The sequence below is a fragment of the Niabella sp. ZPM-14 genome (assembly GCF_055693045.2).
This window is the reverse complement of record NZ_CM181148.1, coordinates 941,825-965,737: the sequence shown is the minus strand read 5'-3', so window position 1 is coordinate 965,737 and position 23,913 is coordinate 941,825. Positions and strand designations below refer to the sequence as shown.

At 47.2% G+C, this 23,913-nt stretch carries 21 protein-coding genes and 1 riboswitch; of the genes, 10 read left to right on the top strand and 11 right to left on the bottom strand.

The features are described 5' to 3' along the window. The first annotated feature begins 107 nt into the window (after positions 1-107). Together ACU37H_RS04035 and ACU37H_RS04030 are read left to right on the top strand one after the other, a co-directional pair. Complete coding sequence (locus ACU37H_RS04035; RefSeq protein WP_472703075.1) at positions 108-470, top strand: BlaI/MecI/CopY family transcriptional regulator; 363 nt, start codon at positions 108-110, stop codon at positions 468-470. A gap of 93 nt (positions 471-563) precedes the next feature. Beyond that, on the top strand, positions 564-2,705 hold the full coding sequence (locus ACU37H_RS04030; RefSeq protein ID WP_472703074.1) for a M56 family metallopeptidase: 2,142 nt from the start codon (positions 564-566) through the stop codon (positions 2,703-2,705). A 72-nt stretch (positions 2,706-2,777) separates the two neighbouring features. On the opposite strand, the gene ACU37H_RS04025 is transcribed toward ACU37H_RS04030, so the two are convergent. From ACU37H_RS04025 to ACU37H_RS03995, 7 genes are all read right to left on the bottom strand, one after another. Then, on the bottom strand, positions 2,778-3,242 hold the full coding sequence (locus tag ACU37H_RS04025) for a cytochrome d ubiquinol oxidase subunit II (RefSeq protein ID WP_472703073.1): 465 nt from the start codon (positions 3,240-3,242) through the stop codon (positions 2,778-2,780). 14 nt (positions 3,243-3,256) lie between these two features. After that, positions 3,257-3,760, bottom strand: a complete 504-nt coding sequence (locus ACU37H_RS04020; protein WP_472703072.1) for a hypothetical protein — start codon at positions 3,758-3,760, stop codon at positions 3,257-3,259. Between the two features lie 101 nt (positions 3,761-3,861). Further along, complete coding sequence (locus ACU37H_RS04015) at positions 3,862-5,121, bottom strand: cation:proton antiporter (RefSeq protein WP_472703071.1); 1,260 nt, start codon at positions 5,119-5,121, stop codon at positions 3,862-3,864. A gap of 89 nt (positions 5,122-5,210) precedes the next feature. Then, the gene (gene hpt, locus ACU37H_RS04010) at positions 5,211-5,747 is read right to left on the bottom strand and encodes a hypoxanthine phosphoribosyltransferase (RefSeq protein ID WP_472703070.1); all 537 of its coding nucleotides are present in this window, start codon (positions 5,745-5,747) and stop codon (positions 5,211-5,213) included. A gap of 16 nt (positions 5,748-5,763) precedes the next feature. Then, positions 5,764-6,738, bottom strand: coding sequence for a glucosaminidase domain-containing protein (locus ACU37H_RS04005; protein ID WP_472703069.1), 975 nt, complete (start codon positions 6,736-6,738; stop codon positions 5,764-5,766). Positions 6,739-6,803: 65 nt separating this feature from the next. Next, positions 6,804-7,436, bottom strand: a complete 633-nt coding sequence (locus ACU37H_RS04000) for an O-methyltransferase (protein ID WP_472703068.1) — start codon at positions 7,434-7,436, stop codon at positions 6,804-6,806. Between the two features lie 110 nt (positions 7,437-7,546). Beyond that, positions 7,547-9,022, bottom strand: a complete 1,476-nt coding sequence (locus tag ACU37H_RS03995) for a sodium:solute symporter (RefSeq protein ID WP_472703067.1) — start codon at positions 9,020-9,022, stop codon at positions 7,547-7,549. 89 nt (positions 9,023-9,111) lie between these two features. On the opposite strand from ACU37H_RS03995, the gene ACU37H_RS03990 reads away from it, so the two are divergent. The 6 genes from ACU37H_RS03990 to ACU37H_RS03965 all read left to right on the top strand — a co-directional run bounded on the left by ACU37H_RS03990 (position 9,112) and on the right by ACU37H_RS03965 (position 17,150). Then, on the top strand, positions 9,112-9,669 hold the full coding sequence (locus tag ACU37H_RS03990; RefSeq protein ID WP_472703066.1) for an LOG family protein: 558 nt from the start codon (positions 9,112-9,114) through the stop codon (positions 9,667-9,669). Between the two features lie 144 nt (positions 9,670-9,813). Further along, positions 9,814-10,004: riboswitch (cobalamin riboswitch) on the top strand. Positions 10,005-10,172: 168 nt separating this feature from the next. Further along, positions 10,173-12,494 (top strand): 5-methyltetrahydropteroyltriglutamate--homocysteine S-methyltransferase, encoded by a 2,322-nt coding sequence (metE, locus tag ACU37H_RS03985; protein ID WP_472703065.1) that lies wholly within the window; start codon positions 10,173-10,175, stop codon positions 12,492-12,494. Positions 12,495-12,590: 96 nt separating this feature from the next. Continuing rightward, positions 12,591-15,074: a PIG-L family deacetylase gene (locus ACU37H_RS03980; RefSeq protein ID WP_472703064.1), complete on the top strand. Its 2,484-nt coding sequence runs from the start codon at positions 12,591-12,593 to the stop codon at positions 15,072-15,074. A gap of 71 nt (positions 15,075-15,145) precedes the next feature. Beyond that, the gene (locus ACU37H_RS03975; protein WP_472703063.1) at positions 15,146-15,328 is read left to right on the top strand and encodes a hypothetical protein; all 183 of its coding nucleotides are present in this window, start codon (positions 15,146-15,148) and stop codon (positions 15,326-15,328) included. After that, positions 15,325-15,453, top strand: coding sequence for a hypothetical protein (locus ACU37H_RS03970; RefSeq protein ID WP_472703062.1), 129 nt, complete (start codon positions 15,325-15,327; stop codon positions 15,451-15,453). The genes ACU37H_RS03975 and ACU37H_RS03970 overlap by 4 nt, the downstream gene beginning before the upstream one ends. Next, positions 15,450-17,150, top strand: a complete 1,701-nt coding sequence (locus ACU37H_RS03965; RefSeq protein WP_472703061.1) for a sodium:solute symporter family protein — start codon at positions 15,450-15,452, stop codon at positions 17,148-17,150. Before ACU37H_RS03970 ends, ACU37H_RS03965 begins: the two co-directional genes overlap by 4 nt. Before the next feature lie 20 nt (positions 17,151-17,170). On the opposite strand, the gene ACU37H_RS03960 is transcribed toward ACU37H_RS03965, so the two are convergent. The 3 genes from ACU37H_RS03960 to ACU37H_RS03950 all read right to left on the bottom strand — a co-directional run bounded on the left by ACU37H_RS03960 (position 17,171) and on the right by ACU37H_RS03950 (position 18,781). Further along, the gene (locus ACU37H_RS03960; protein WP_494407623.1) at positions 17,171-17,680 is read right to left on the bottom strand and encodes a M15 family metallopeptidase; all 510 of its coding nucleotides are present in this window, start codon (positions 17,678-17,680) and stop codon (positions 17,171-17,173) included. Between the two features lie 182 nt (positions 17,681-17,862). After that, positions 17,863-18,258, bottom strand: a complete 396-nt coding sequence (locus tag ACU37H_RS03955) for a cupin domain-containing protein (RefSeq protein WP_472703060.1) — start codon at positions 18,256-18,258, stop codon at positions 17,863-17,865. A 151-nt stretch (positions 18,259-18,409) separates the two neighbouring features. Beyond that, positions 18,410-18,781 carry a co-chaperone GroES gene (locus ACU37H_RS03950; protein ID WP_472703059.1) on the bottom strand — a complete coding sequence of 124 codons (372 nt, stop codon included), beginning with the start codon at positions 18,779-18,781 and terminating at the stop codon, positions 18,410-18,412. Between the two features lie 331 nt (positions 18,782-19,112). Between ACU37H_RS03950 and serC the strand changes: the two genes are divergently transcribed. Together serC and ACU37H_RS03940 are read left to right on the top strand one after the other, a co-directional pair. After that, a complete protein-coding gene (gene serC / locus ACU37H_RS03945; protein WP_472703058.1) occupies positions 19,113-20,195 on the top strand; it encodes a 3-phosphoserine/phosphohydroxythreonine transaminase in 1,083 nt (360 codons plus the stop codon). A gap of 77 nt (positions 20,196-20,272) precedes the next feature. Then, entirely contained in the window at positions 20,273-21,427 is a 1,155-nt protein-coding gene (locus tag ACU37H_RS03940) for a phosphoglycerate dehydrogenase (RefSeq protein ID WP_472703057.1), read from the top strand. Positions 21,428-21,822: 395 nt separating this feature from the next. On the opposite strand, the gene ACU37H_RS03935 is transcribed toward ACU37H_RS03940, so the two are convergent. Further along, a complete protein-coding gene (locus tag ACU37H_RS03935; protein ID WP_472703056.1) occupies positions 21,823-23,778 on the bottom strand; it encodes a sulfatase family protein in 1,956 nt (651 codons plus the stop codon). Positions 23,779-23,913: the final 135 nt, after the last annotated feature.

Genomic DNA, 23,913 nt, shown 5'->3' with positions numbered 1-23,913 from the left:
TTATTGTGCGTAGCGCCCGGTTAATAAATAAGAAAAGCGGCTACAAAGGGAAAAATATTTTTTGTTTCTACGAACTTGTCGTAAGTTAGCATTAAAATCGTAAGTACATGATAAAGTTGACACCGCAGGAGGAGCAGTTGATGATCGCCATCTGGAAGGTAGGCGAGGGCCATGTGAAGGCTTATATGGAGCATATTCCTAACCCAGGTCCTTATACTACAGTGGCTTCCACTATTAAGAATATTGAAAAGAAAGGATACATATCCGGGCGTTTGTTCGGCAACACGTACGTTTATAAGCCCGTTGTATCAGAAGAGGAGTACAAGAAAAAATTCATGGGGAGCGTTGTTAAAGATTATTTCAGTAATTCTTATAAAGAGCTGGTAAATTTTTTCGTAGACCAGAAAAAGCTTTCAGCGAAAGAGTTGAAAGAGATTGTGAATATGATTGAAAGCGGAAAGAAGAAATAGCCCAAGGTCTTACTGCCGGACTCCGGACGTCTGACGCGCGGACGCGTCTGAAAATCCTAAACCGGAAATTATCAAATCAGAAATTCCCATTATATGCCTGTCATAGTAGATTACATGCTCAAACTCAATATTTGCCTGGCAATCGTATACCTGTTTTACCAGCTGTTCCTGCGCCGCCTGACGTTTTATAACTGGAACCGCTGGTACTTGCTGGGGTATGCCGCTCTAAGTTTTATAATCCCGTTGATTGATATTATGCCGTCTTTGCAACAACGCGAGCTGGCGACCACCGCTGTGTTACAATGGATCCCGGCTATCGGCTTTGCAACGCCGCAGCGGCAGAGCTTCTTCGAAACTCTGTCGTACTGGGACTGGGCAATCGGCCTCCTTATCCTGGGCTTCGTGATCTTGTTTGCCCGGTTTGTTATTCGCTTTTTTTCTTTTATGAAACTGAAGGCAAAGGCAGAGTTGATCTCTGCTGATAAAACGAAGATTTACCAGATCAACGAGCCGATAACACCGTTTTCCTTTGGTAACTCGATTTTTATCAACACCGAAATGCATAGCAGCGATGATCTCGAGGAAATCATCAGGCATGAGTTTGTACACGTGAAGCAAAAACACACGCTGGATATTATGTGGTGCGAATTCATCTGTATGTTAAACTGGTTCAATCCCTTTGTATGGCTGCTCCGGCGCAGTATCAAACAAAACCTCGAATTTATCGCCGATAACAAGGTGTTGCAGCAGGGGCTGGGCCGGAAAGAATATCAATACCTCTTACTAAAGGTCATGGGTAACCGGCAGTTTGCTTTCACCAATCATTTTAATTTTTCTTCTCTTAAAAAACGAATCGTCATGATGAATACAATTAAAAGTGCCCGGATACATCTGGTGAAATTTATGTTCCTGCTGCCCGTGGTAGCGGTGTTGCTGCTATCCTTCAGAAAAGAAGTCCACGACTTCCATAATGAAAAGCCGGCCAGCAATACTGCGGTGGGTGAAGATTTTCAGACAAAAGTTAAAGCCGTTGTCGGCAGTTCTTCAAAAGCCATTTGGGTGGTAGACGGCATACCGGTGGTCGTGTCAGGCAGTTTCTCTATGGCTTATTTCAGTGAAGAGGAATTGATGGGGCCTGCTGATTTTAAAGTGTGGGTCAATGGCGACGTGATGACGATGGATGAGGCCAACCGATCCGTAAGTCGCTTTAACGCGAAGGTGGTAGGGGCTTCCCCTCTGCCAAGCGCGCAAAAAACTTTTGGCGTAAAAGCTAATTTATTGCTGATCGCTACCACCAGCGAGGGGGAGGCGCTGATGTCTGAAAAAATGAACGCCGGCAGGACCGCGTCGAAAGACACAGTTCCTGCGGTGACGCTAAAAGAAGTCGTGGTGGGAACAGCTCCCGGCAAGAAGCCTTTAATTGTCGTAGACGGCCAGGTACAAACGGAAGCATTTGATATGCAAACCATAAATTCCCAAAGCGTAGAAAGGGTTGACGTTTTAAAGGGGCCGGCTGCTACAAAGGTATATGGGGCACAGGCTGTCAACGGTGTCATTAAGGTGACTACCAAGCAAAGCGCCCAGACGATGCCCGCTTTACAATTGAAAGGAGTCAAAGCTGTTCAGGAGCCCCTGTATGTCCTGGACGGTAAGCCGATAGAGAAAGCGGATTTTGATCAGATCGATCCTAAAAACATAGAAAGTATCACCGTGCTGAAAGACGCTTCAGCGCAGGCGGTTTATGGACCCCGCGCGGAACACGGCGTGCTGTTGATCGCTAGCAGAAATGGACTTCCTACATTTACTTTTTCTGCAAAGGATGACAAGGTGCTGGCAAGAAGTAAGTCTAACGATGCTGAAATTGTAGCCGACAAAATTACTTTCAGCAATGGCGGCCAGAAGATGATTGCAGAAAACGTGAACTCCGGCAAAGTGCTTCCATCCAAAAGTTTGCAGGGGCGTGTGGCTGGTGTTCGTATAGAACCCGCTGCCAAAAGTGAGCCCTTAAAAGAAGTGGTAGTGACGGGTCGCCCGGCTACATCCAAAAGCACCACATTGTCTGAGATACCTGCTGATGCATATTTTGTATTGGACGGAACACCTGTCACCAACAAAGAAGCAAAGGCTTTGAAAGGCGAAAGCATTGAATCTATTGATGTGTTGTCGGGAGATCAGGCTAAAAAGTTTTACGGCGAAAAAGCGAAAGAGGGAGCCATCATTATTACAACCAAATAAACATATAAGATCCGGTTTAATTTCAGTATCTAAGACCTGTGAGGTTCACAAAACCTCACAGGTCTTTTCATATTATCGATTCATTTCCTGTTCCCGTTCCTGATGGATCACAGGATGTGGGTCGGTCGTTTTTTTCTCCGTCAATGCAAAAAAGAGGCTGATAATGGCGAAGCCGATCCAATAGAGGTAAACCCCTACGTGAAAACGCTCTCCCAGCCAGCGATGTGACAGATCGGTCCTGAAATCCTTGAAGGTAAAATACAGGCCGGCGAGAAAAATGATAAAGAAGCCGATCAGCGCCACCTTTCTTTTCAAACCCTTCAGCGCTTTGTCTGCAAAATAAAGGATCAGTAATACCAGCAGCATTAATCCGAAGCAAACCAGGGCAGATTGCCACCAGCTTTTGAAGAATGAGAACTGCTTGTAGAAAAAGCTGATCCCGATCTTTCCGATAAAAGATACGCCTGCTGTCAGGTTGCCCGAGAGTATGGAAATAAAAATCAGTATGAATAATAATAAAGGGTAGTTGCGTTTCATACCGCAATTTACAATTATTGGGCTTGCAACGAATCTCTCTCGTTGATCGTGTAGATATAGCTTACACTATCTTTTTGCGGATGCTCTGTTTTAGTCCAGTTCAACCGGTTTTTGAAAAAGCTGATACTATCCGCTTCGCATGCCTTTTGTCGTTCTTCATTTGAGAAGTCACAGGCATAGTCGCGCTTCACTTTCCCATTAATAGACAACCACAGCGCATTAGGGGGAGCTACCTGTGACGTCCGCGGTACTGTAGTGCCTTTATAGTCTTTTGAAAGGGAATGGTAGGAAATGATGGCGCCCGGATTTAGCACCTGCGCAGGCGACATAAAAAATGTATCTCTGTCTTCAAATTTGACACGGTACCCGTGTTGTATTGAAACGGGTATTGTCAAATCATTTTTTAAATAAGTTCCGTAACGGGTTCGGCGTTCGCCGTTGCCGGCATCTTTACTGCAGGAAATTAGTGTATACGCGCAGAGAGCGATGGTTACAAACAGCGGAAATGAATGTTTCATTCTTTTGCGAGGTTTATTAGCTATAACGGCTAGCTCTCACCAAACGCAACAAGGAATCGCTGAGAACCTGCAAAAAAATATTGTTGCCAGGTAGGACTGTTTTATTTTGATAATGGTTCCGCCGATTCTTTCATCACTCTTTTCGCCACTTTGCCGATGCTTAGGCCTTGCACCATGATACTGAAGACTACCACCAGGTACGTTACCACGAGCAACATGTCTTTCGTCTCGGAAGCAGGCAAAGAAAGCACCAGCGCCAGAGACAGCCCGCCGCGCAGGCCGCCCCACCAGATGATCTTCGCTGCCTTTTTATCCATGTTCAAAAACTTTCCCAGCAGCTTCTGTGGAAGATATACAACGATCAGCCGGCTCAATAGTACAATCACAATGGTAATTGCTCCCAGTATCAGGTATTCTTTTTTAAACTCCACCAGCAGAATAACAAAAGCGATCAGGATAAATAATACCGCATTGAGAACCACATCTACCAGCTCCCAGAATTTATGAACATATTCCTGCGTGGTGTCGCTCATGGCGATTTGTTGCCTGAAGTTACCAACCATCAGGCCCATTACCACCATGGCCAGGGCGCCGGAGATGTGTACATAATTAAATAAGGAATATCCCGCCATAACGAACGCCAGCGTTAGCAGCACTTCTGTTTCATAATGATCGATCGTCTTCAACAAAGCATGCAGGATATATCCGAATACCAGTCCGACCAGGATGCCGCCGACTGCTTCCTGCAGAAACAGCAGTCCAAAGGACGGGAAGTCAAACGTGGTACTGCCGGACCTGACGAGTTGTAACAATGCGATAAAAAGGACCACGCCGACACCATCATTGAACAGGCTTTCGCCGACAATAGTGATCTCTGTTTTTTTAGGAACATTCGCCTTCGCCAGGATACCCAGTACCGCAATGGGGTCCGTCGGAGAAATCAAGGCCCCAAAAAGAAGACAATACATAAAGTTGATTGAAATGCCCAGCAATTGTGCGGTGTAGAAAAAGAGTACGGCAATGATAACGGTCGAGGCGAGAACGCCAAATAAGGCAAAGACCGAGATGGGCCGGATCTGCTTCTTCAGCTTGTTCCAGTCCGTATGCAACGCGCCTGCAAACAGCAGGAAACCCAGCAATACATCGATAATGATGTTTTCAATATGTGCTTGTTCGATCAGGTCGTGAAACCGGTCGCTGGGCAACTTCAGCCAGAATTGTGAGGTCAGAACACCGATCGATAACACGGTCGATAATAAAAACAGGCCGATCACAAACGGCAGTTTGATCCATCGTTGATTGATATAAGCAAAGATCGCCGAAAGGCAAATCAGGATGATCAGGTACGTGTAAACAGTCATTGGTTATAGTTTAACTTGCAAATTAGCATAAGCAGCTGGAATTTTTTCTGAGCTGCAACATTATCCCGGACCCGTCCCCAACAAGGCCGTTAATCCGCCAGCTGGTAGATCTCTTTGTAATTGCGACCGAGGCCATCATAGTCAAGGCCATAACCGATTACAAATTTATTCGGGATCACAAAACCTGTATAATCGATAGGGACAGGATATTGCGTCATCTCTGCCTTGTGCAGCAACGTAACGATCTTTAAGGATGCCGGTTGCTGATGTTCCAATTGTGGCAGAAAATGATGCAGCGTCTTCCCCGTGTCGATGATGTCTTCGAGCAATACCACATGTTTGCCATGCAGGTCCGTATCCAGCCCGATCGCGGTGGTTACGCTTCCGGTAGAATTGAGCCCTTTATAAGAGGCCAGTTTGATAAAGCTGATTTCGCTGTTGATGGTAAGATGCTTGAAAATGTCGGCGGCAAACATAAATGATCCGTTAAGGATAGCGATAAATACCACATTTTTGCCGGCAAAGTCACGGTTGATATAAGAAGCCAGCTCTTTGATCCGTTGCTGCAACTGTGCTTCGCTCAGGTAGGTAGTAAATTCTTTATCGTGGACCTTAATGGTGTTCATAAAAAACGGCGTTATATTAATTGATCACCAGGGAATGGTTGCCTTCTCGCAATTTCAATTTGGTGCCGATCGCCGGCGAATCAAACCTGGTCAGCCCATTGTATTGCAACAAAGATTCCAGCCGGATGCCTTCTGCCTGCGCAATATCATAAATGCTTTCTCCTGCTTGTACTTCATGAAAAGCTTTGTCGGAAACCGTTCTCTTCAATTGAAGAAACACCAGCATGCCTTTGTTGATAATATCAGCAGTGATACCAAAATCATTCATATCATATAACCGGGCAAGCGGAATACCATATTGTTCAGCTATTCCACTAAGCGCTGTGCCTGCTTTGGCGTAGATCACTTTTGTGTTATTGATCAGGAAATCAGATTCAGGGTAGATCACTTCTGGCGCTTTTTCCTCAGCGGCCGCGGCCATGAGGCCATCTCTTTTGGAAAAATAATTTTTAACGTCTTCATTAAATGCCAGTTGGCCCAGGCCCATCAAAGTGTATGCTCCTAATTCGTATTTTTCAATGAAGTTGATCAGCAGTTGCGGGTATCTTGGATTCGTAGCATAACCGGCCTTTTTCAGACCATATGCCCATCCCCGGTAATCGGTGGGATCCAGGAGAAACAGATCCGCATAGCGCGAGCGGTTCTTCAGGAAATCAGAATGATCGCGGTAGGACTGATCGGCATTTTCGTATTTCATAAAACGTTCCTGCGGGCGATCATCATCATGAAGCACATAAGGACCTGCATAACCTGCTTTACACTTAATACCGAAGTGATTGTTCGATTTCAGCACCAGCGGACTTTGCCCGGCCATGGTTTCATGGATGCCCTGCGCCAGTTTGATGGCCGCCGGTACACCCGTTCGCTGCATCTCCTCTACAGCGATACCGCAGTAGGTCTTGATATAATTTTTAATGATCTCATTGTTTTGGGCCCGTCCTGAAATTGATGCGAACACCCATGCAAAGACTACAATAAGCTTCTTAATCATGTTGCGTACTGATAAATGTTATTAAATCCTGTCTGGTCGCAGTTTAACCGGTCATTTATGGGAGGCTATATTTTCCTGATGAGGTAGAGCCCGTCCCGGATGGTTAACGCTACTTTTTCTATATCCGTTCTTTCGTTGATAAATTCATTGAACTGCCTGATGGCTTTGGCGCTTTTACCCTTAGGATTTTCCTGCAAGGCTTCGCCATGAAAAAAAATATTATCTGCTAAGATAAAACCATTTTTCTTAAGATGAGGAAAAGCCAGCTCAAAATAAGGGATGTAGCCCGGCTTATCTGCGTCAATAAAAACCAGGTCCCAGGGTTCCTGTAATTGGGGTATGATTTCCAGCGCATTGCCGGTATGAAGTTGTATCTGATCGCGGAATTCGGACCGGTCAAAGAAGCCGCGGGCAATATCTGCTGTCGCTGTTCTGAATTCAATCGTGTGGAGCCGGCCTGTTCGTGTCAGGCCCTGCGCCAGGCATAGTGCGCTGTAGCCGGTGAAGGTGCCGATTTCCAGGATCCGCTCGGGACGGATCATGCAACTGATCATTTTCAACAACTGACCCTGCACATGACCGCTGAGCATATGCGGCTCTGCGTGATGCTCATTCGTGAAAGTGTTGATCTCCGCCAGCAACGCATCTTCTGCTGTGGTATGGCGGTCGGCAAATTGCGACAGAAGTTCGTAGTCCATAATCTTTGAGTTGACAGTTGTTAGTTGACAGATGACAGATGGCAGTTAATAGTTGACAGATGACAGTTGGCCACCCACCTCTGTCAACCGCCATCTAACAACCGTCATCTTTAATGTACACTATCTTGTTCCAGCTGGCTTGCGTCGACCTTTTTAGAGATCATAAAGAGCCCGATAAATGTCAGGAATGCGTTGACAATGATCAGTTCCAGTCCGATCTGGAAATCACCGAAAAGGAAGGACTGGCTGGCATCGATTAAAAAGCACAGGATAGGAGCGATGAAGCAAACCAGCGGCACCAGCTTATCCTGTGGCCTTCTTTTCACAAAAATACCAAAGGCAAACAAACCCAGCAGCGGACCATAAGTATACCCGGCCAGTTTCAGGATGATGCCGATCATACTATTGTTATTGATCACATGAAACATCAGTACCAGTAATAAAAAGAGGAAAGCCACTGTCAGGTGTATCTTTTGACGGAAGCGTTTTTTTTGCTGCTCCGTTATATCGTTACGCCGGTTGATCCCGGCAATATCAATACAAAAGGAAGAAGTGAGCGCCGTCATAGCGCCGTCTGCGCTGGGGAACAACGCCGAAATCAGCGCGATGATAAAGGTCACCGCAATGAAAGGAGGCATATGCTGAACGGCCACGGTGGGGAACAATGCGTCGCCTTTCGCAGCAATGTTTTCCTGCGCTGCAAATAAATGCAGCAGTCCGCCGAGGTATAAAAACAGCCCGGTCACGACCACCATAATAAAGGCCAGGGACACCATATTCTTTTGCGAGTCCTTGAGGCGGCTTACTGAAATGCTTTTCTGCATCATTTCCTGGTCGATCCCCGTCATGCTCAATGAGATGAAAGCGCCTGCAAGTATTTGTTTGACGAAATACGATTTGGAATTAACATCCGTACCAAATATCCGCGACAGGCCGGCGCTGCGCATGGCATCCAGGCTTTCCGTGATATTCATATCCATGTGTTGCAACAGGTAAATGGTACAGATGATCAGGCCGAGCAGCATACCCGATGTTTGCAAAGTATCGGTCCAGACGATGGTTTTTACACCGCCCTCAAATGTGTATAGTATGATCATGACCAGTATGATCAGGGTCGATATCCAGAACGGAATGCCAAAGCTATCAAGGATCGTGGCCTGCAGGATATTTACCACCAGGTACAGCCGGGCAGTAGCGCCCAACAGCCGGCTGATGATAAAGAACCAGGCGCCGGTTTTATAAGAAAGCATGCCCATTCTCGTCTTCAGGTAGCCATAGATGGACGTCAGCTGAAGCCGGTAATAGAGGGGGAGCAAGACAAAGGCTATGATCAGGTATCCGATCATATAACCCAGGGTGATCTGCATATAGCCAAAAGCATCGGCGCCCACAGCGCCCGGCACACTCACAAACGTAACGCCGCTCAACGAGGTGCCGATCATCCCGAAAGCCACCAACATCCAGTTACTGCTCCGGTTGCCGATGAAAAATGATTCATTATTACTATTCTTACTGGTTTTCCACGCAACTACAAGCAATAAAACAAAATAAGCAATGACAATAGAAAATAGGAACCCTGCGGACATATTAAATTTTTATGAATGAACTGGTTTCGGTAAACTAATTTTTGAAGATAGGGAAAAATGCTGCTCTTTTGTAAAGAAAATTTACAGTCATGGTAATAAAATCGCTGGCAGTGTTTTGTGGTTCGAAAGAGGGGCGTGATGAGGTCTTTTCCCGTCAGGCCACGGCTTTAGGCGCGTGGATGGCATCTAAAGGGATCCGGCTGGTGTATGGCGGTGGAAATGTAGGACTGATGGGCGACGTGGCCAATGCGGTGATGCACAACGGTGGTAGTGTTACCGGCGTGATCCCTGAGATACTGGATGCCCGCGAGCGATCTCACAAAACGATCACCGAACTATTGGTGGTCGGCGATATGCATATCCGCAAACGGAAAATGTATGAGCTGTGCGATGCGGCCGTTATTTTACCGGGCGGCTACGGTACGCTGGACGAACTGTTCGAAATGATCACCTGGAACAACCTGTCCATACACGACAAACCCATATATATTATTAACCTCAACGGGTTTTACGATCACTTGCTGGCCCATATCGAAACCATGTTGCACAACGGCTTTTTGTATGAAAATCCATTACATAAATTAACCGTCGTATCCAACGTTGAAGCGCTTGTGCAGCTGCCTGAATTTGTTATAAAGAATACATAAGGCTTTTCTTTCATATTGAGTTCCCTGTATACATTGCCGTAAAAAAGCGTCACCCTCTAAAAATGGCATGCAGCCGTGATAAAGGATTAAAAGCTTACTGCCCTTTTTATCATTACCTTTGCGCCCCAAGTTCTTTACTTTATTTCTTTATCAGACGGAAAAGGTTTTACTTAACGTAGATTAATAGGGAATTGTGTGTAAATCACAAGCTGTCCCGCAACTGTAAATAACGAATAGTTTTCACCCGTTGTTGTCCACTGCCCCAATGCCTTCGGGGTGGGAAGGACGGTGAAAATGTTATAAGCCAGGAGACCTGCCTTTACTGTATTGACAATGCTTTCGTGGAATGAAGCAGACCGTCAGTGATGCATTTTTATTTCGGGGAGTAGTGTGCCCTGCCGGAATAGCTATGTACATACCTTACATTCTCTTTATCCATTCAAGTATTTGCTGAAGTTGAGCCAAAGAGCTTTTAACTGATTTTATCATCTTAAAAGCAAAAAATGCGTACACACAACTTAGGCTATCCGCGGATTGGTAGCCGGCGTGAACTCAAGAAAGCCTGCGAACAATACTGGGCAGGCACAATCCCCGTGCAACAACTATTGGAAGCAGGAAAGATGATCCGCCATCAAAACTGGCAGTTGCAACAGGAAGCCGGTGTCGATCTGATTCCCTGCAATGATTTTTCTTTTTATGACCAGGTGCTGGATACCTCCCTTATGGTAGGCGCTATTCCTGAAAGGTATCATGAGCTAATGAAAGCAAAACAATTGCCCGACATTGACCTGCTTTTTGCAATGGCAAGAGGATATCAGCAGGATGGGCACGATGTAACCGCAATGGAAATGACCAAATGGTTTGATACCAATTATCATTACCTGGTTCCTGAATTTACCGCCAACCAGTCATTCAGTTTGTACAACACAAAAGTGGTACATGAGTTTTTGGAAGCAAAGAAAAGTGGCATCAACGCAAAGCCTGTTCTGCTGGGGCCTGTATCTTATTTGATGTTAGGCAAAGAAAAAGAAGAGGGGTTTCACCGGCTCGAATTGATCCGGAAGTTATTGCCCGTTTACCTGGAGCTTATCAGTAAGCTGGATGATGTCGATGCCCACTATATTCAATTTGACGAACCTTGTCTTTCATTAAACCTAAGCGAGTCCGAGCGAAAAGTTTTTGAAAAAACTTACCGGGACATTAAGAGCCGTTTTCCCCATTTGCATATTATTCTGGCAAGTTATTTTGGATGTTATGGAGAAAACCTTCAAACTGTTGTAAACCTTCCGGTTCAAACCATTCATCTCGACCTGGTTCGCTGCCCTGAACAGTTAGATGATGTTTTGACTACCGGTTTGATAAACGCCAGAACTCATCTTTCATTAGGTGTTGTGGATGGCAGGAATATTTGGAAAAATGATTTCCAGCAATCCCTCTCGCTGATCAATAAAGCAGTAGAAAAAATAGGCTCACACAGAATCTGGATAGCGCCGTCCTGCTCTTTGTTACATGTGCCCTGTGATCTCGATTTGGAGACAGACGACACAACACTTACTCCCGAAATCAAGAACTGGCTTGCATTTGCTAAGCAAAAGGTAGCAGAAGTAGTAACCCTGAAACAATTAGCGAACCATGAAAATGAAGCTACAGCAAATGTAAAACTGGCGGAGAATACCAGCGCGAACGAAAGCCGGAAAACGTCTGCGTTAATTCATAACAAGCAGGTTGCGGATCGCGTAGCCGCTATTACTGAAAAAGACGATCAGCGCAGGAGCAAGTTTTCAGTACGAAAAGAGAAACAGCGGTCAGCATTAGGGTTGCCTTTATTTCCTACCACCACTATTGGTTCTTTTCCTCAGACAGCTGAAGTGAGAAGCTGGAGAGCCAAATTAAAAAAGGGCATCATAACCCAGCAACAATACGATCATTTAATTGCCAGGGAGACCACAGAAGCCATACGCTGGCAGGAAGAAACGGGGATTGACGTACTGGTGCATGGAGAGTTTGAACGCAATGATATGGTGGAATATTTTGGTGAACAGTTGAATGGCTTTGTGTTTTCAAAAAACGGATGGGTGCAAAGTTACGGCAGCCGCTGCGTAAAGCCGCCTATCATCTATGGCGATATAAGCCGCCCCGCACCGATGACATTGCGCTGGACAGCGTTTGCTCAATCGCTTACCCCAAAAAAGGTGAAAGGAATGCTTACCGGGCCGGTGACGATTTTGCAATGGAGCTTTGTCCGCAATGATCAGCCACGTAGCCAAACCTGCACGCAAATCGCTTTAGCGATAAGAGATGAGGCAGTGGATCTGGAAGAAGCGGGAATTAAGATCATCCAAATTGACGAACCCGCTATCCGGGAAGGTTTGCCGCTGCGTAAAGAAAACTGGCAGGAATACTTACAATGGGCCGTGAAAGCTTTTCGGATTTCTGCAAGCGGCGTGAAAGATGATACGCAGATCCACACGCATATGTGTTATTCAGAATTCAATGATATCATTCAACATATTGCGGACATGGATGCCGATGTTATCACTATTGAATGCAGCCGCTCCCAAATGGAATTGCTGGACGCTTTTGCCGATTTTAAATATCCAAATGAGATAGGACCTGGTGTGTATGATATTCATTCTCCCAGAACGCCGTCTAAGGCTGAAATGGTAGCATTGATGGAAAAAGCAAAGGCGGTAATACCGGCGGAGCAGCTTTGGGTGAATCCGGACTGCGGGTTGAAAACGAGGCATTGGGAAGAGACGAAAAAAGCGCTGATTGAAATGGTAGGTGCTGCAAAAGAACTAAGGCAGCTGGTATATCAGTCTTAAAGATCTGTTTCGCACAACGAGAACCAGTCATGATGCAAGGACCTTTTCTTTGTTCCGTTGTGCGAAACTTCTTCGCTTTTCTGTTATTTTCGTAAGATGAAGATGCGATTTTTGACTTTTATTTTTCTGCTTTTTCATGCAGCGTTATCTGCACAACCTACAAGCGCTTCCCAGATCTTGCAAAATATCCAAAAGCTTAAAGTGTTAGGGTCTGTATTATATATTGCAGCCCACCCGGATGATGAAAATACAAGATTGATTGCTTATCTGGCCAATGATAAGCTGTACAAAACCGGCTATCTGTCCCTGACCCGCGGAGACGGGGGGCAGAACCTGATCGGGGACGAACAAGGCATTGAGCTGGGGCTGATCAGAACGCAGGAATTACTGGCCGCACGCCGGATCGACGGCGGCGAACAGTTTTTTACCCGGGCTTATGACTTTGGTTTTTCAAAGAATCCGGAAGAGACTTTTACCAAATGGGATAGAGAAAAAGTGCTGGCAGATGTGGTTTGGGTGATCCGGAATTTCCAACCCGACGTTATTATCACCCGTTTTCCGGTAACCGGCGAAGGTGGCCACGGACATCATACGGCCAGCGCGATCCTTGCTAACGAAGCTTTCAAAGCCGCGGCTGATCCCGGCCGGTTCAAAGAACAACTGCAATACGTGCAACCCTGGCAGGCCAAAAGAATTCTTTGGAACACCTTCAATTTCGGAGGAAACAATACCACCGACCCATCCCAGTTTCATGTCAACGTCGGCGGATTTAATACCTTATTGGGCAAGAGCTACGGCGAGATAGCGGCTGAAAGCCGCAGCCAGCATAAGTCCCAGGGCTTTGGGTCCGCAGCCACGCGTGGCGATAGTTATGAATATTTCAAAACAACGGGCGGCGATGCTCCCCGAAGCCAGTTACTGGACGGCGTTGATATTACCTGGAGCCGGATAGGCAAGAACGGACCGGCAATTTTAAACCTGGTCAAAGATATTGAGCAGCAGTTTGATCCGGCGGCGCCGCAAGCCTCTGTGAAGGCATTGGTTGCTTTGTATCAGAAGCTGGATCAAAGCGGCGATGCTTCATGGATCAGCAAAAAGAAAAAAGAAGTGCAGGACCTGGTGGCGCAGTGCAGCGGCTTATATATTGATGCGTATACGGATCAGCCTTTTGCGGTTCAGACGGGTGACGTGCCGGTCAATATCGTTGTCAACAACCGGCTGGGCGTTCCGGCTGCTCTAAAACAGTTGTCGCTTGCGGGAGCCAATACCGATGTCAATAAAACACTGGAAAAAAATATAAATCTCACCTGGAACGAAAAGATCCGGGTGCCTCTGACCAAGGAAGTTACGCAGCCGTATTGGTTGAACGAACGGAAAGAAGAAGGGCTGTTTTTTGTAGGAGATCAGAAACTGATTGGAGAGGCCGACGTACAGCCTGCCTATACCGCGCAGTTTTCCATTGAAATTCTTGGCCAGCGATTCTTGTTTGAAAAGCCGGTAAGGTATAAACACACCGATCCGGTTAAGGGAGAGATCTATCAGCCGTTGATCGTGGTGCCACCCGCGACAATTACAGCGTCGCCTAATTTATTGGTGTTCAACAGAACGGATCATCGAACACAAAGTGTGCAGACTCAGCTTCATGCATTTACTAACATTGGAGGAAATATTACTGCAGGCCTCACCGGTATTGATTATTCCGGCGTTCAGCAGCGCTCGCTTCAGCTGGGCGGCGGCAAGACGGCCGTGTTTAATTTTGATGTGACAGAAAAACATGCTCCGGAAGAAGTATACACATTGACCGCTTATGCCAACAAAAAGACCGATAAGGATACCGTAGGTTATCATCTGGCATTGAGAAGTATCGACTATGATCATATTCCGTCCATTCGCTATTTCTATCCTGACTTCATCACCACTTTGAATATTGATTTGAAAACCGCAGGAAAAAAAGTAGGCTATATTCCCGGCGCCGGAGACAAGGTGGCGGTTGTATTGGAGCGGATGGGCTACGATGTTACGATCCTGGATCGCACGACCTTACCCGTGTATGACCTGAAGCGCTTTGACGCTATCATTACGGGCGTCAGGGCTTACAACACCAATGAGTGGATGGATGAATATTATGATAAGCTGATGAATTATGTAGAGCAGGGAGGTAACCTGATCGTTCAATATAACACCAGCAATTACCTGGGTTCAGTGAAATCCAAGATCGGGCCTTACGATTTTAGCATTACACGCAACCGGATCACGGACGAGCGGGCCAAAGTAACGATAATGGCGCCTTCACATAAAGTGTTTAACTTTCCCAACAAGATCACCGACGAAGACTTTGAACGCTGGGTTCAGGAGCGCAGCATTTATCATGCGGGTGGCTGGGACCAGCATTTTACACCTCTGTTATCTATGGCCGATCCCGGCGAGCGCGCGGACGAAGGCAGCCTGATTACGGCGACTTATGGCAAAGGGAATTTCACTTATACCGGCCTGGTATTTTTCAGGGAGCTGCCGGCAGCAGTGCCCGGCGCGATGCGCTTGTTGGCCAACCTGATTGCATTGAATCAAAAAGAGCAATAGCGCGGCAAGCCATAAGCGGAACTTTAATACATCAGTTTTACGCTGCATAGCTTGCAAAAGGATTTTTAAAAATGAACAACAATAATAAAAAAACGATCATGGGAATCAGGCGGGGAGAAATGGCGTTCCTGGTAGCCATTGTGATAGGACTGGTCGTGGGTACGCTCATCAAGAGAGTGCGATTGGGACTGATGCTGGGATTGGTGATCGGGCTGGGCATCGTTTTTCTAAATAGTCTCCGATCCAAACGATGAATCTTCAGGATGACGATAACAGGCCTCCACTCTTCAGATCCTGGCGATCCTGGTACCTGCTGGTATTGCTGGTGCTGGTATTGCTGATCCTGTTCTTTTACTATCTCACTAAAAAGTTTTCATGACCGGATTAGATTGGATAGTGCTTTGCAGTACGCTCGTGCTGATCATATTATACGGTGTATATAAAAGCCGTGGCAGTAAAGATCTCGATGGGTATTTCTTATCTAACCGCAGCATGCCCTGGTACGTGGTGTTGCTGAGCATCATCGGCACACAGGCCAGCGCGGTGACCTTCCTGGCAGCCCCGGGACAGGCTTATACCGACGGGATGCGTTTCGTGCAGTATTATTTCGGATTACCGCTTGCAGCCATTGTTATCTGTATTTCTTTCGTTCCCGTTTTCAGCAGGCTCAAAGTATACACGGCTTATGAATACCTTGAAAACCGCTTCGATTCCAAAACGAGAACCTTAACCTCGCTGCTGTTTCTTATCCAGCGCGGGCTTTCGACCGGCATCAGCATCTTTGCGCCTTCCCTGATCTTATCAGCCATATTCGGCTGGAATATCTACCTGACCAACCTGCTGATCGGCGGCTTGCTGATCATTTACACGGTCAGCGGTGGCGCCCGTGCAGTGGCTTACACGCAGCAGCTGCAGTTTTTTATCATCATGCTCGCTTTGTTTTTAGCCGGCTATTATATGGTCAAGGGTTTGCCGGAAGGTATTGGTTTTACAGACGCCTTATCGATAGGAGGAAAGCTGGGCAAGTTCAATGTTATCACCACCGGAACCGAAAGCGGGTCCTTCGATTGGGGAGACAAGTACAATATTTTCAGTGGCATTATCGGCGGATTCTTCCTGGCCCTGTCTTATTTCGGAACTGATCAATCGCAGGTGGGACGCTATCTGACGGCAAAAAACCTGAAGCAAAGCCGGATGGGATTGTTGATGAACGGCATCGTTAAAGTGCCGATGCAGTTCTGTATCCTCTTGCTCGGGGTTTTGGTTTTCGCGTTTTACCAGTTCCATAAAGCGCCCGCTTTCTTCAATGACTATGAATTGACCCGCCTGGAAAACTCTGAGCACCGGCAACAACTGGATGTATTAAAGACGAAGCTGGAAGACGTGAATCAGCAGAAAGCCGTGCTGTTGGAAAACTATGCTGCCGGTAATGCAGATAGTAAGCTGCAGGGGCTGCGCGGCTTACAGGACAGCGTTATGTCTATCCGAAATGAGATCAAAGGTTTGATCAATGAAAACGGGGGCAGCGATAACGACACCAATTATATCTTCCTGAAATTTGTGATGGACTATCTTCCCGCCGGGCTGGTCGGATTGATCATTGCTGTTATATTCCTGGCTAGCTGGGGCAGCATCGCCGCGGCCATTAACTCGCTTGCATCCAGTACCGTCATTGATATCCATAAAAAATATTTTACGCGTGCAAAGCGCGATGATTACGCCTATTCCAAAATATACACCATCGCCTGGAGCCTGTTCTGTATCGGTGTTGCCATGTTTGTTGCCAACTGGAGCAGCAGCCTGATCGAGGTGGTGAATATATTAGGCTCCCTCTTCTATGGCACTATTCTCGGCGTGTTCCTGGTAGCGTTTTATGCGAAGCGTGTCGGCGGCACGGCAGTGTTTGGGGCCGCAGTGATCACGGAGATCATTACGATCGTGTTGTTTATGCTCAATGAATACCAGGTCATCAGCCTGGGCTTCCTCTGGTTGAATCTGATCGGCGCTGTTATGGTGTATGTGCTGGCTATGATCAGCCAGCTGTTCCTTAACAAATCGCAACCTGTGAGGTTGTAAAAATCTCAGAGGTTGGCAGCTTACCGGCTAAGCTGTTTAAAGCTGATATCCATCACGCTGAAACTGATTTCGCTTCGATATGTATAATGCCACCATTCTGTACGAAGTGGCTGGAATCCTTGCAGTTCCATCGCGGATCGCAGTAAAGAGCGGTTGTCCAGCACTTGCGGCGGGAGCTGCTGAAAGTCCTGGTGTGCAGTATCCGTAAAACTGTCAAATCCCGTTCCCATGTCCAGTTCGCGACCGGTCTCCAGGTCCACCAGCGTCAGGTCCACTGCCGTGCCCCGGTTGTGATAGCTGCCTTTGGCAGGATGCGCGACATATCGTTCATCCCGCACCAGCTCCCAGAATTTTTCAGTGACGGAGTAAGGCCGGTAAGCGTCGAAGATCTTTAATCCCAAACCCTTTTTGCGCAGCGACTCCTGCACCCGGAACAAGGCATCAGCAGCGGGTTTTCTTAAAAAAGCAGTGCGCGTATCCCGCGGGTACATGCGCCGGTGCATGAAGTTGCTGTCACTTGCATATCGCAGATCGTAGACCAGTCCCGGTATCCGGCTCTTCAGTTCAACCCATTCTGGTTTCGGGTTGTCTCGCTGCTTCTTGACGGTAATGCTTTACCGAGCGTTCAATATGAAACGCAGGCTGCTGTGCCACGACGGAGCGGCAGCAAAAGATGGTCAATAATAAAAGGTTGATGCAGCGAAACATGGATCTATTCGGTAGTTTGTCCGTCAAAATCTTCTTCCTTTTCGATGGCGTCCTTTTTTGTGTCGCGTACAATTCCATCTTTGTGATGGGGCGGCGCATAGATCGTGTACATCTTCAGTTCCGTGGTTCCTGTGTTCACCACATTATGTTTGGACCCCGCCGGAATAATGATCGCCGATCCGTCGGCAACAGCATATTCATGGCCATCGATCGTGCAGGTTCCGGTGCCCGATTCAAAGCGGAAGAACTGGTCGTTTTCCTCGTGGACCTCTTCCCCGATGGCTTCGCCCGGCAGGAGGCTCATCAATACCAGTTGCATATGCTTTGATGTGTACAGCACTTTTCTAAAAGCCTGGTTGTCTACCGTAAGTGTTTCGATATTCGAATGAAAACCTTTCATCTTTTATGTTTTAGTTTTAATGGTTTAGTCGCGGTCATGAGCCACCAAAGCCGTCACCGACTGTTATTGCCCTGGTGATGCAAGCTGAGTTTGAATGCTTCCTCACTCTTTAATGATCATCAACGGAAGCAACATTGTTTAAAAAGAAAGATCACAGATCTTCCTCCCGTTCCAGCATGAGAATGGCGCTTTGAGGCACGATGAAGTATTTATCTCCCTCGTACATCACTTCCGTAGCACTATTGATGAGAAAGATAGCCAGATCGCCCTCGCGCGCCTGAAGAGGCACATATTTCACCTGGTCTTCCTCGCTCTTCCAGGGTTCATCGTCAACAGCGACGGGAATGGCATAGCCCGGCCCGGTTTTGATGACGTAACCCTGTTGCACTTTCTCTTTTTCCTGCACGCCCGGCGGCAGATACAGGCCGCTGGCAGTGCGCTCATCCGGTTTAGTAGGTTTGATTAAAATGCGGTCCCCAATGACGATCAGCTTCTTGAACCTGTTTTCAGACGTAATACGCATATATCCTGTTTGAATGGTAAAAATAAAAAATTATCCCAACCCTGATGCAAGGCTACTGTCGGTGATAACAGATCTTAAACAGTAAATACGGCCGGTTTGTTTGTTGTTCCGGCTGCCTTCAGCAAGTTTTCCATCTTGTTATAGCTGCCGGTGAAAACTGACGGGCTGCGAGGTGTATTCGGGGGACGATGAGCCACCGGATTACTGTCAGTGAAATGTAAGTTTGTTCACTAAATGTGTATAACTGTTAAAAAACGACAGCACAGGATTGTAATTACGTTAGATAAGTTTAAATTCGCGCCTCAATATTTTAAACAATAATCAATTGGCAATGCAAAGAGTTTACAATTTTTCGGCCGGCCCTTCTGCACTTCCGGAAGCGGTTTTAAAGAAAGCACAAAGTGAAATTGTGTGCTATGGAACAAGTGGAATGAGCGTTATGGAAATGAGCCACCGCTCGAAAGATTTCATGTCCATTCTTGATTCGGCAGAAAGTACCTTGCGCGAACTGATGCACGTGCCTCAAAACTACAAAATACTGTTTCTGCAGGGTGGCGCTTCTTCCCAGTTTGCAATGGTGCCGCTGAACCTGATGAACAAGAATAAAAAAGCAGACTATGTGAACACGGGGGCCTGGTCTAAAAAAGCGATCAAGGAAGCCAAGCGCTACGGCACCGTTAATGTGGTCGCTTCTTCTGAAGATAAAACATTCAGCTATATTCCTGAACTGGATGCCGCTAAATTTGATCAAGAGGCTGACTATTTCCATATCACGACCAATAACACGATCTATGGTACACGTTACGCAGACCTGCCGGATACCGGAGCGGTTCCGCTGGTAGCAGATATGTCTTCCGACATCCTTTCTAAAAACTACGACGTATCTAAATTCGGATTGATCTACGCTGGCGCTCAGAAAAACCTGGGACCTGCAGGCGTGACTGTGGTGATCATCAGGGAAGACCTGGCGGGCAACGCGATGGACTTTACTCCGACCATGTTCAACTACAAAGAGCATATCGAAAATGGAAGCATGTACAACACGCCGCCGACGTATGGCATTTACCTGATGGGCCTCGTGCTGAACTGGGTGAAAGAGCAGGGCGGTGTGGATGCGATGGAACAAATGAACATCGAAAAGGCAAAGACCCTGTATGGTTTCCTGGATGAATCTTCTTTATTCAACAGCACCGTAGCCGGCAAAGATCGCTCGGTGATGAACGTTCCTTTTGTGACCGGCAATGAAGAGCTGGATGCGAAGTTCATCAAAGAGGCGACTGCAGCGGGTTTCGTGCAGTTGAAAGGACACCGCTCTGTAGGCGGCATGCGCGCCAGTATCTACAACGCGATCTCTCTGGAAGGTGTGCAGAAGCTGGTGGAGTTTATGAAGGCTTTTGAAGCAGGTAATAAGTAGGCTGTGTTGATAGACGATGGACTAGGGTCAATGAACTACTGTCCGCATCTAAATCATGAATTAACTAAAATCGAATAATGAACTATACTATAAAAACATTAAACAAGATCGCTAAGATCGGGCTGAGCAAGTTTGGCGAAGGTTATACCATGGACGACAATGCAGCGAATCCCGATGGTATCTTATTGAGAAGTGCTTCTATGCACGAAATGGAATTTCCGGAGTCTTTGTTAAGCATCGCGCGTGCAGGCGCCGGTGTGAACAATATTCCCATCGATAAGTGTGCGGAAAAGGGGATCGTGGTATTCAATACGCCTGGCGCCAATGCCAACGCCGTAAAAGAACTGGCGATCACTTCTATGCTGATCTCGTCCAGGAAGATCGTAGAAGGGATCAACTGGGCCAACGGTTTGACACAGGATGTGGCGAAGGAAGTGGAAAAAGGAAAAGCGCAGTTTGTAGGTCCTGAAATTGAAGGTAAGGTTTTAGGTGTGATCGGGCTGGGTGCTATTGGCGTATTGATTGCCAATGCAGCGACCAATCTCGGTATGGAAGTGCTGGGCTATGATCCCTATATTTCCGTAGACGCGGCCTGGGGCTTATCGCGCGCGGTAAGAAAGGCCAATGACCTGAAGACCATCTTTGAGAACGCTGATTATATCACGCTGCACATGCCTTACAATGCACAGACCAAGGGCACTTTGAATGCAGCTACTTTTGAACAGATGAAACCAGGCGTTCGCATCATCAACCTGTCCCGCGGAGAGCTGGTGAACGACGATGATATCCTGGCCGCGATCGAAAAAGGGACGGTAGGCGCTTATGTAACTGACTTCCCCAATGAAAAGATGATCAACCGCCCCGGCGTGATCGCAATCCCGCACCTGGGAGCTTCTACTCCTGAGTCGGAAGATAACTGTGCGGAAATGGCGGCAAGACAAACGAAAGCCTTTTTGGAAACCGGCAATATCAAGAACTCTGTCAATTTCCCGAATTGCGAAATGCCGATATCCGGTGCGCAACGGATCACTGTGATGCATAAAAACATACCGAACATGGTGGGACAGATCTCGACGGCTCTCGCCGATGCAAAGATCAACATCAAGGATATGATCAATAAAAGCCGCGGCGATTATGCTTACACAATCATGGACCTGGAAACGGCCGGCAACGATGAAAGCATTGCTAAAATAAAATCAATTGAAGGCGTACTGAGAGTACGTGTGATTTAACAGATGTTATATTTTAAAGTTGTAAGTGCCGGCGCTTTCGCCGGCACTTTTTGTTATGGAGTTTTTAAAAAGGGCCGGGGAATTGAGGTGTATATCCCGATGTATGAGCGTCCCGAAGGTCCCCCTGATCATTCGCCGGGTGAAATAATGTTGCTGCCAAATCAATGAAGCAGTGACTTTATTCATACCACTGTCATTGCGAACGAAGCGAAGCGGAGTTGAGCAATCTCTGTGTTATGTAAGAGATTTCTCCGCGTCCCGTTCCGGGCACGTGCGGTGCTCATTTTCCTTTGGAAAAATTCCGTGCAACAACATTCGTTGTCAGACTGGTTTCAGAAATTGAATACCTTGTCATTCACAGGACTCGCCTATCAATCACGCTTAAAATAACCCACTTACTGCTTTTTATTCTTCCGTCTTCTTTTTTCACCGGGATTGTCCTTACCTCTTTTGTTTTCCATGATTCCCTGCCTGGACAAGAAATCCTGGGCCGCCCATTTGACATACCCTTCTTTGTCCAACGCCGTATGTCTTGCCCCGGAGACCGCGTCAATAAAGGGTTGTGGATGGTTGGTGTAGAGCAGGTAGTTGATGGCCATCAGCGCGATATGATCATTTGTTGAGCCTGTGAAGGACCGTAATGCTTTTGCAGCAACCGAGTCAGCGAAAATATGGTAGGCCGTGGCTGCCGCTGTCACGGCTACCGGCGGATAAGGATCCTGAACGGCCTTTAGGAGCGCCGTTTTGTACCCGGCTAACAACGTTTCGGGTTGCGATCGTAAACCCAGTGCGGCCCAGTAGCGCACGACTTTATTCGGATGTGACAGCAATGCTGCCTGTCGATCGGCCATTTGTTTTCCTGTAAAACCACTTATTGACGCGGCTTCGTAGATCGCATCAAAGGCATAATCCTCACTCAGCCGGTAGCTATAGGCATCTTTCTGCTGAGCCGCCAGCTCGGCGATTTCATATTCGGGCAGCAACATGACGTCGCGCGATGCCTTCATTGATGCATCCAGCCGGGCACGCATTTGTTGCAGCACTTTGTCATGAGCCGGGTCACCCGTAAGGTTCTTTACTTCCCAGGTATCCGTTTCGGTATCGAATAAAAATTCCGCTGGCCGGGGCGCAAAATATTGTTGCTGTAGTGCGTTCAGCTTTCCATTTTTAAGGTCCTGGCGCATTTGCTTTTTGATCGCCCCGATTTCCATGTAATTGATATAGCGCAGCTCCGGTATAAAGGGCAGGTAATTGCGCGAATAGATGTAACGCCCGTCTGTAACGCTTCTTACCATGTCAATACCGTTGTCGCACCGATCGGTTGATAGTTCCAGGAAGGGAGGTGATGGTTTTTTATCCGGGCCCATGATGATGCGGCCTTTCATGTGTGAGGGTATTGTGCCGCCCGCGAGGCGGATCAGGGTAGGGGCCAGGTCTTCAAAGTCGATCAGCTCATCGTTGATGCCTTTGGTGTCGCCCGGTGAAAGCTGGCGGTACATAGGCGGTACCCAGATCACAAAGGGAACGCGGTAGCCGAGGTCAATACCGTTGGTCTTTCCGCGCGGAATGCCTTCACCATGATCGCTGAAAAAGAATATGATGGTGCTGTCGGTGAGGTGGTCTTCCTTCAGCCGGTCCAACACTTCAGCGACTCTCTTGTCTGTGAGCGTAATGGCGTTGTATACCCGAGCCATTTGCTGGCGCATAGCCGGTGAATTATTGTAAAACGGTGGCATGGGGAACGCGTCATCATAGGTCCGTTCTGCCGGCGTTAATTTGTCCCACACGTTTTTCCGATAAGCCTCATAAGGGTCTGTCATGGTTTTGGACTGGTGACTTTCGGTAAAATTAAAGACGGCGAAAAACGGCTGCCCCGGCTTCCTGTTTTTCCAGGTGGCTTTAGCGCTGCTTTCGTTCCAGGCCTTCGCGATAAAATTTTTGTTGTCCTCAATGTTATAGTCGGTTTTGACGTTGTTGGAAGTGTAATACCCGGCTTGCTGCATATAATAAGGAAAGCCATGCATAAAATCCGGAATGGGATATTTACTGCGATGATGCCCCGTCCCTGCGGCATAGGTCCTCACTCCCGTAATCAGCGTCGTCCGGCTGGGCGAGCAAACCGTATTGGTGGAGAACGCGTTAGTGAACCGGATGCCCGCTGCCGCTAGGCTGTCAATCGTAGGTGTTTTCGCGTTTTTATTGCCGTAACAGCCAATAAATTCGGGGGAAGTGTCTTCGATTGTAATCCAGAGGATATTAGGTTTTACCTGGGCCAAAGAGGCGCCGCCGGATAACAAGCCGATGGCGAAAAACAGGAAAATACGGTTGAACTTTTTTAGAAGGCTGTGCATCGTTGCAAATGATTTTGGGACTTTGACCCTTGTTGCCGGTGAAAGTTTATTAGGCGGTTTTTGAAAGATAGCTTTTTCCCGGGACAAGCAGGGCTGGATGTAAACCCGGGCTCAAAATGGCCCGCCCGATGGCAG

Bases quoted from the DNA above. Each gene is read 5' to 3' on its own strand.
- ACU37H_RS04035 (WP_472703075.1), top strand. From the start codon at position 108: ATGATAAAGTTGACACCGCAGGAGGAGCAGTTGATGATCGCCATCTGG.
- ACU37H_RS04030 (WP_472703074.1), top strand. From the start codon at position 564: ATGCCTGTCATAGTAGATTACATGCTCAAACTCAATATTTGCCTGGCA.
- ACU37H_RS04025 (WP_472703073.1), bottom strand. From the start codon at position 3,242: ATGAAACGCAACTACCCTTTATTATTATTCATACTGATTTTTATTTCC.
- ACU37H_RS04020 (WP_472703072.1), bottom strand. From the start codon at position 3,760: ATGAAACATTCATTTCCGCTGTTTGTAACCATCGCTCTCTGCGCGTAT.
- ACU37H_RS04015 (WP_472703071.1), bottom strand. From the start codon at position 5,121: ATGACTGTTTACACGTACCTGATCATCCTGATTTGCCTTTCGGCGATC.
- hpt (WP_472703070.1), bottom strand. From the start codon at position 5,747: ATGAACACCATTAAGGTCCACGATAAAGAATTTACTACCTACCTGAGC.
- ACU37H_RS04005 (WP_472703069.1), bottom strand. From the start codon at position 6,738: ATGATTAAGAAGCTTATTGTAGTCTTTGCATGGGTGTTCGCATCAATT.
- ACU37H_RS04000 (WP_472703068.1), bottom strand. From the start codon at position 7,436: ATGGACTACGAACTTCTGTCGCAATTTGCCGACCGCCATACCACAGCA.
- ACU37H_RS03995 (WP_472703067.1), bottom strand. From the start codon at position 9,022: ATGTCCGCAGGGTTCCTATTTTCTATTGTCATTGCTTATTTTGTTTTA.
- ACU37H_RS03990 (WP_472703066.1), top strand. From the start codon at position 9,112: ATGGTAATAAAATCGCTGGCAGTGTTTTGTGGTTCGAAAGAGGGGCGT.
- metE (WP_472703065.1), top strand. From the start codon at position 10,173: ATGCGTACACACAACTTAGGCTATCCGCGGATTGGTAGCCGGCGTGAA.
- ACU37H_RS03980 (WP_472703064.1), top strand. From the start codon at position 12,591: ATGAAGATGCGATTTTTGACTTTTATTTTTCTGCTTTTTCATGCAGCG.
- ACU37H_RS03975 (WP_472703063.1), top strand. From the start codon at position 15,146: ATGAACAACAATAATAAAAAAACGATCATGGGAATCAGGCGGGGAGAA.
- ACU37H_RS03970 (WP_472703062.1), top strand. From the start codon at position 15,325: ATGAATCTTCAGGATGACGATAACAGGCCTCCACTCTTCAGATCCTGG.
- ACU37H_RS03965 (WP_472703061.1), top strand. From the start codon at position 15,450: ATGACCGGATTAGATTGGATAGTGCTTTGCAGTACGCTCGTGCTGATC.
- ACU37H_RS03955 (WP_472703060.1), bottom strand. From the start codon at position 18,258: ATGAAAGGTTTTCATTCGAATATCGAAACACTTACGGTAGACAACCAG.
- ACU37H_RS03950 (WP_472703059.1), bottom strand. From the start codon at position 18,781: ATGCGTATTACGTCTGAAAACAGGTTCAAGAAGCTGATCGTCATTGGG.
- serC (WP_472703058.1), top strand. From the start codon at position 19,113: ATGCAAAGAGTTTACAATTTTTCGGCCGGCCCTTCTGCACTTCCGGAA.
- ACU37H_RS03940 (WP_472703057.1), top strand. From the start codon at position 20,273: ATGAACTATACTATAAAAACATTAAACAAGATCGCTAAGATCGGGCTG.
- ACU37H_RS03935 (WP_472703056.1), bottom strand. From the start codon at position 23,778: ATGCACAGCCTTCTAAAAAAGTTCAACCGTATTTTCCTGTTTTTCGCC.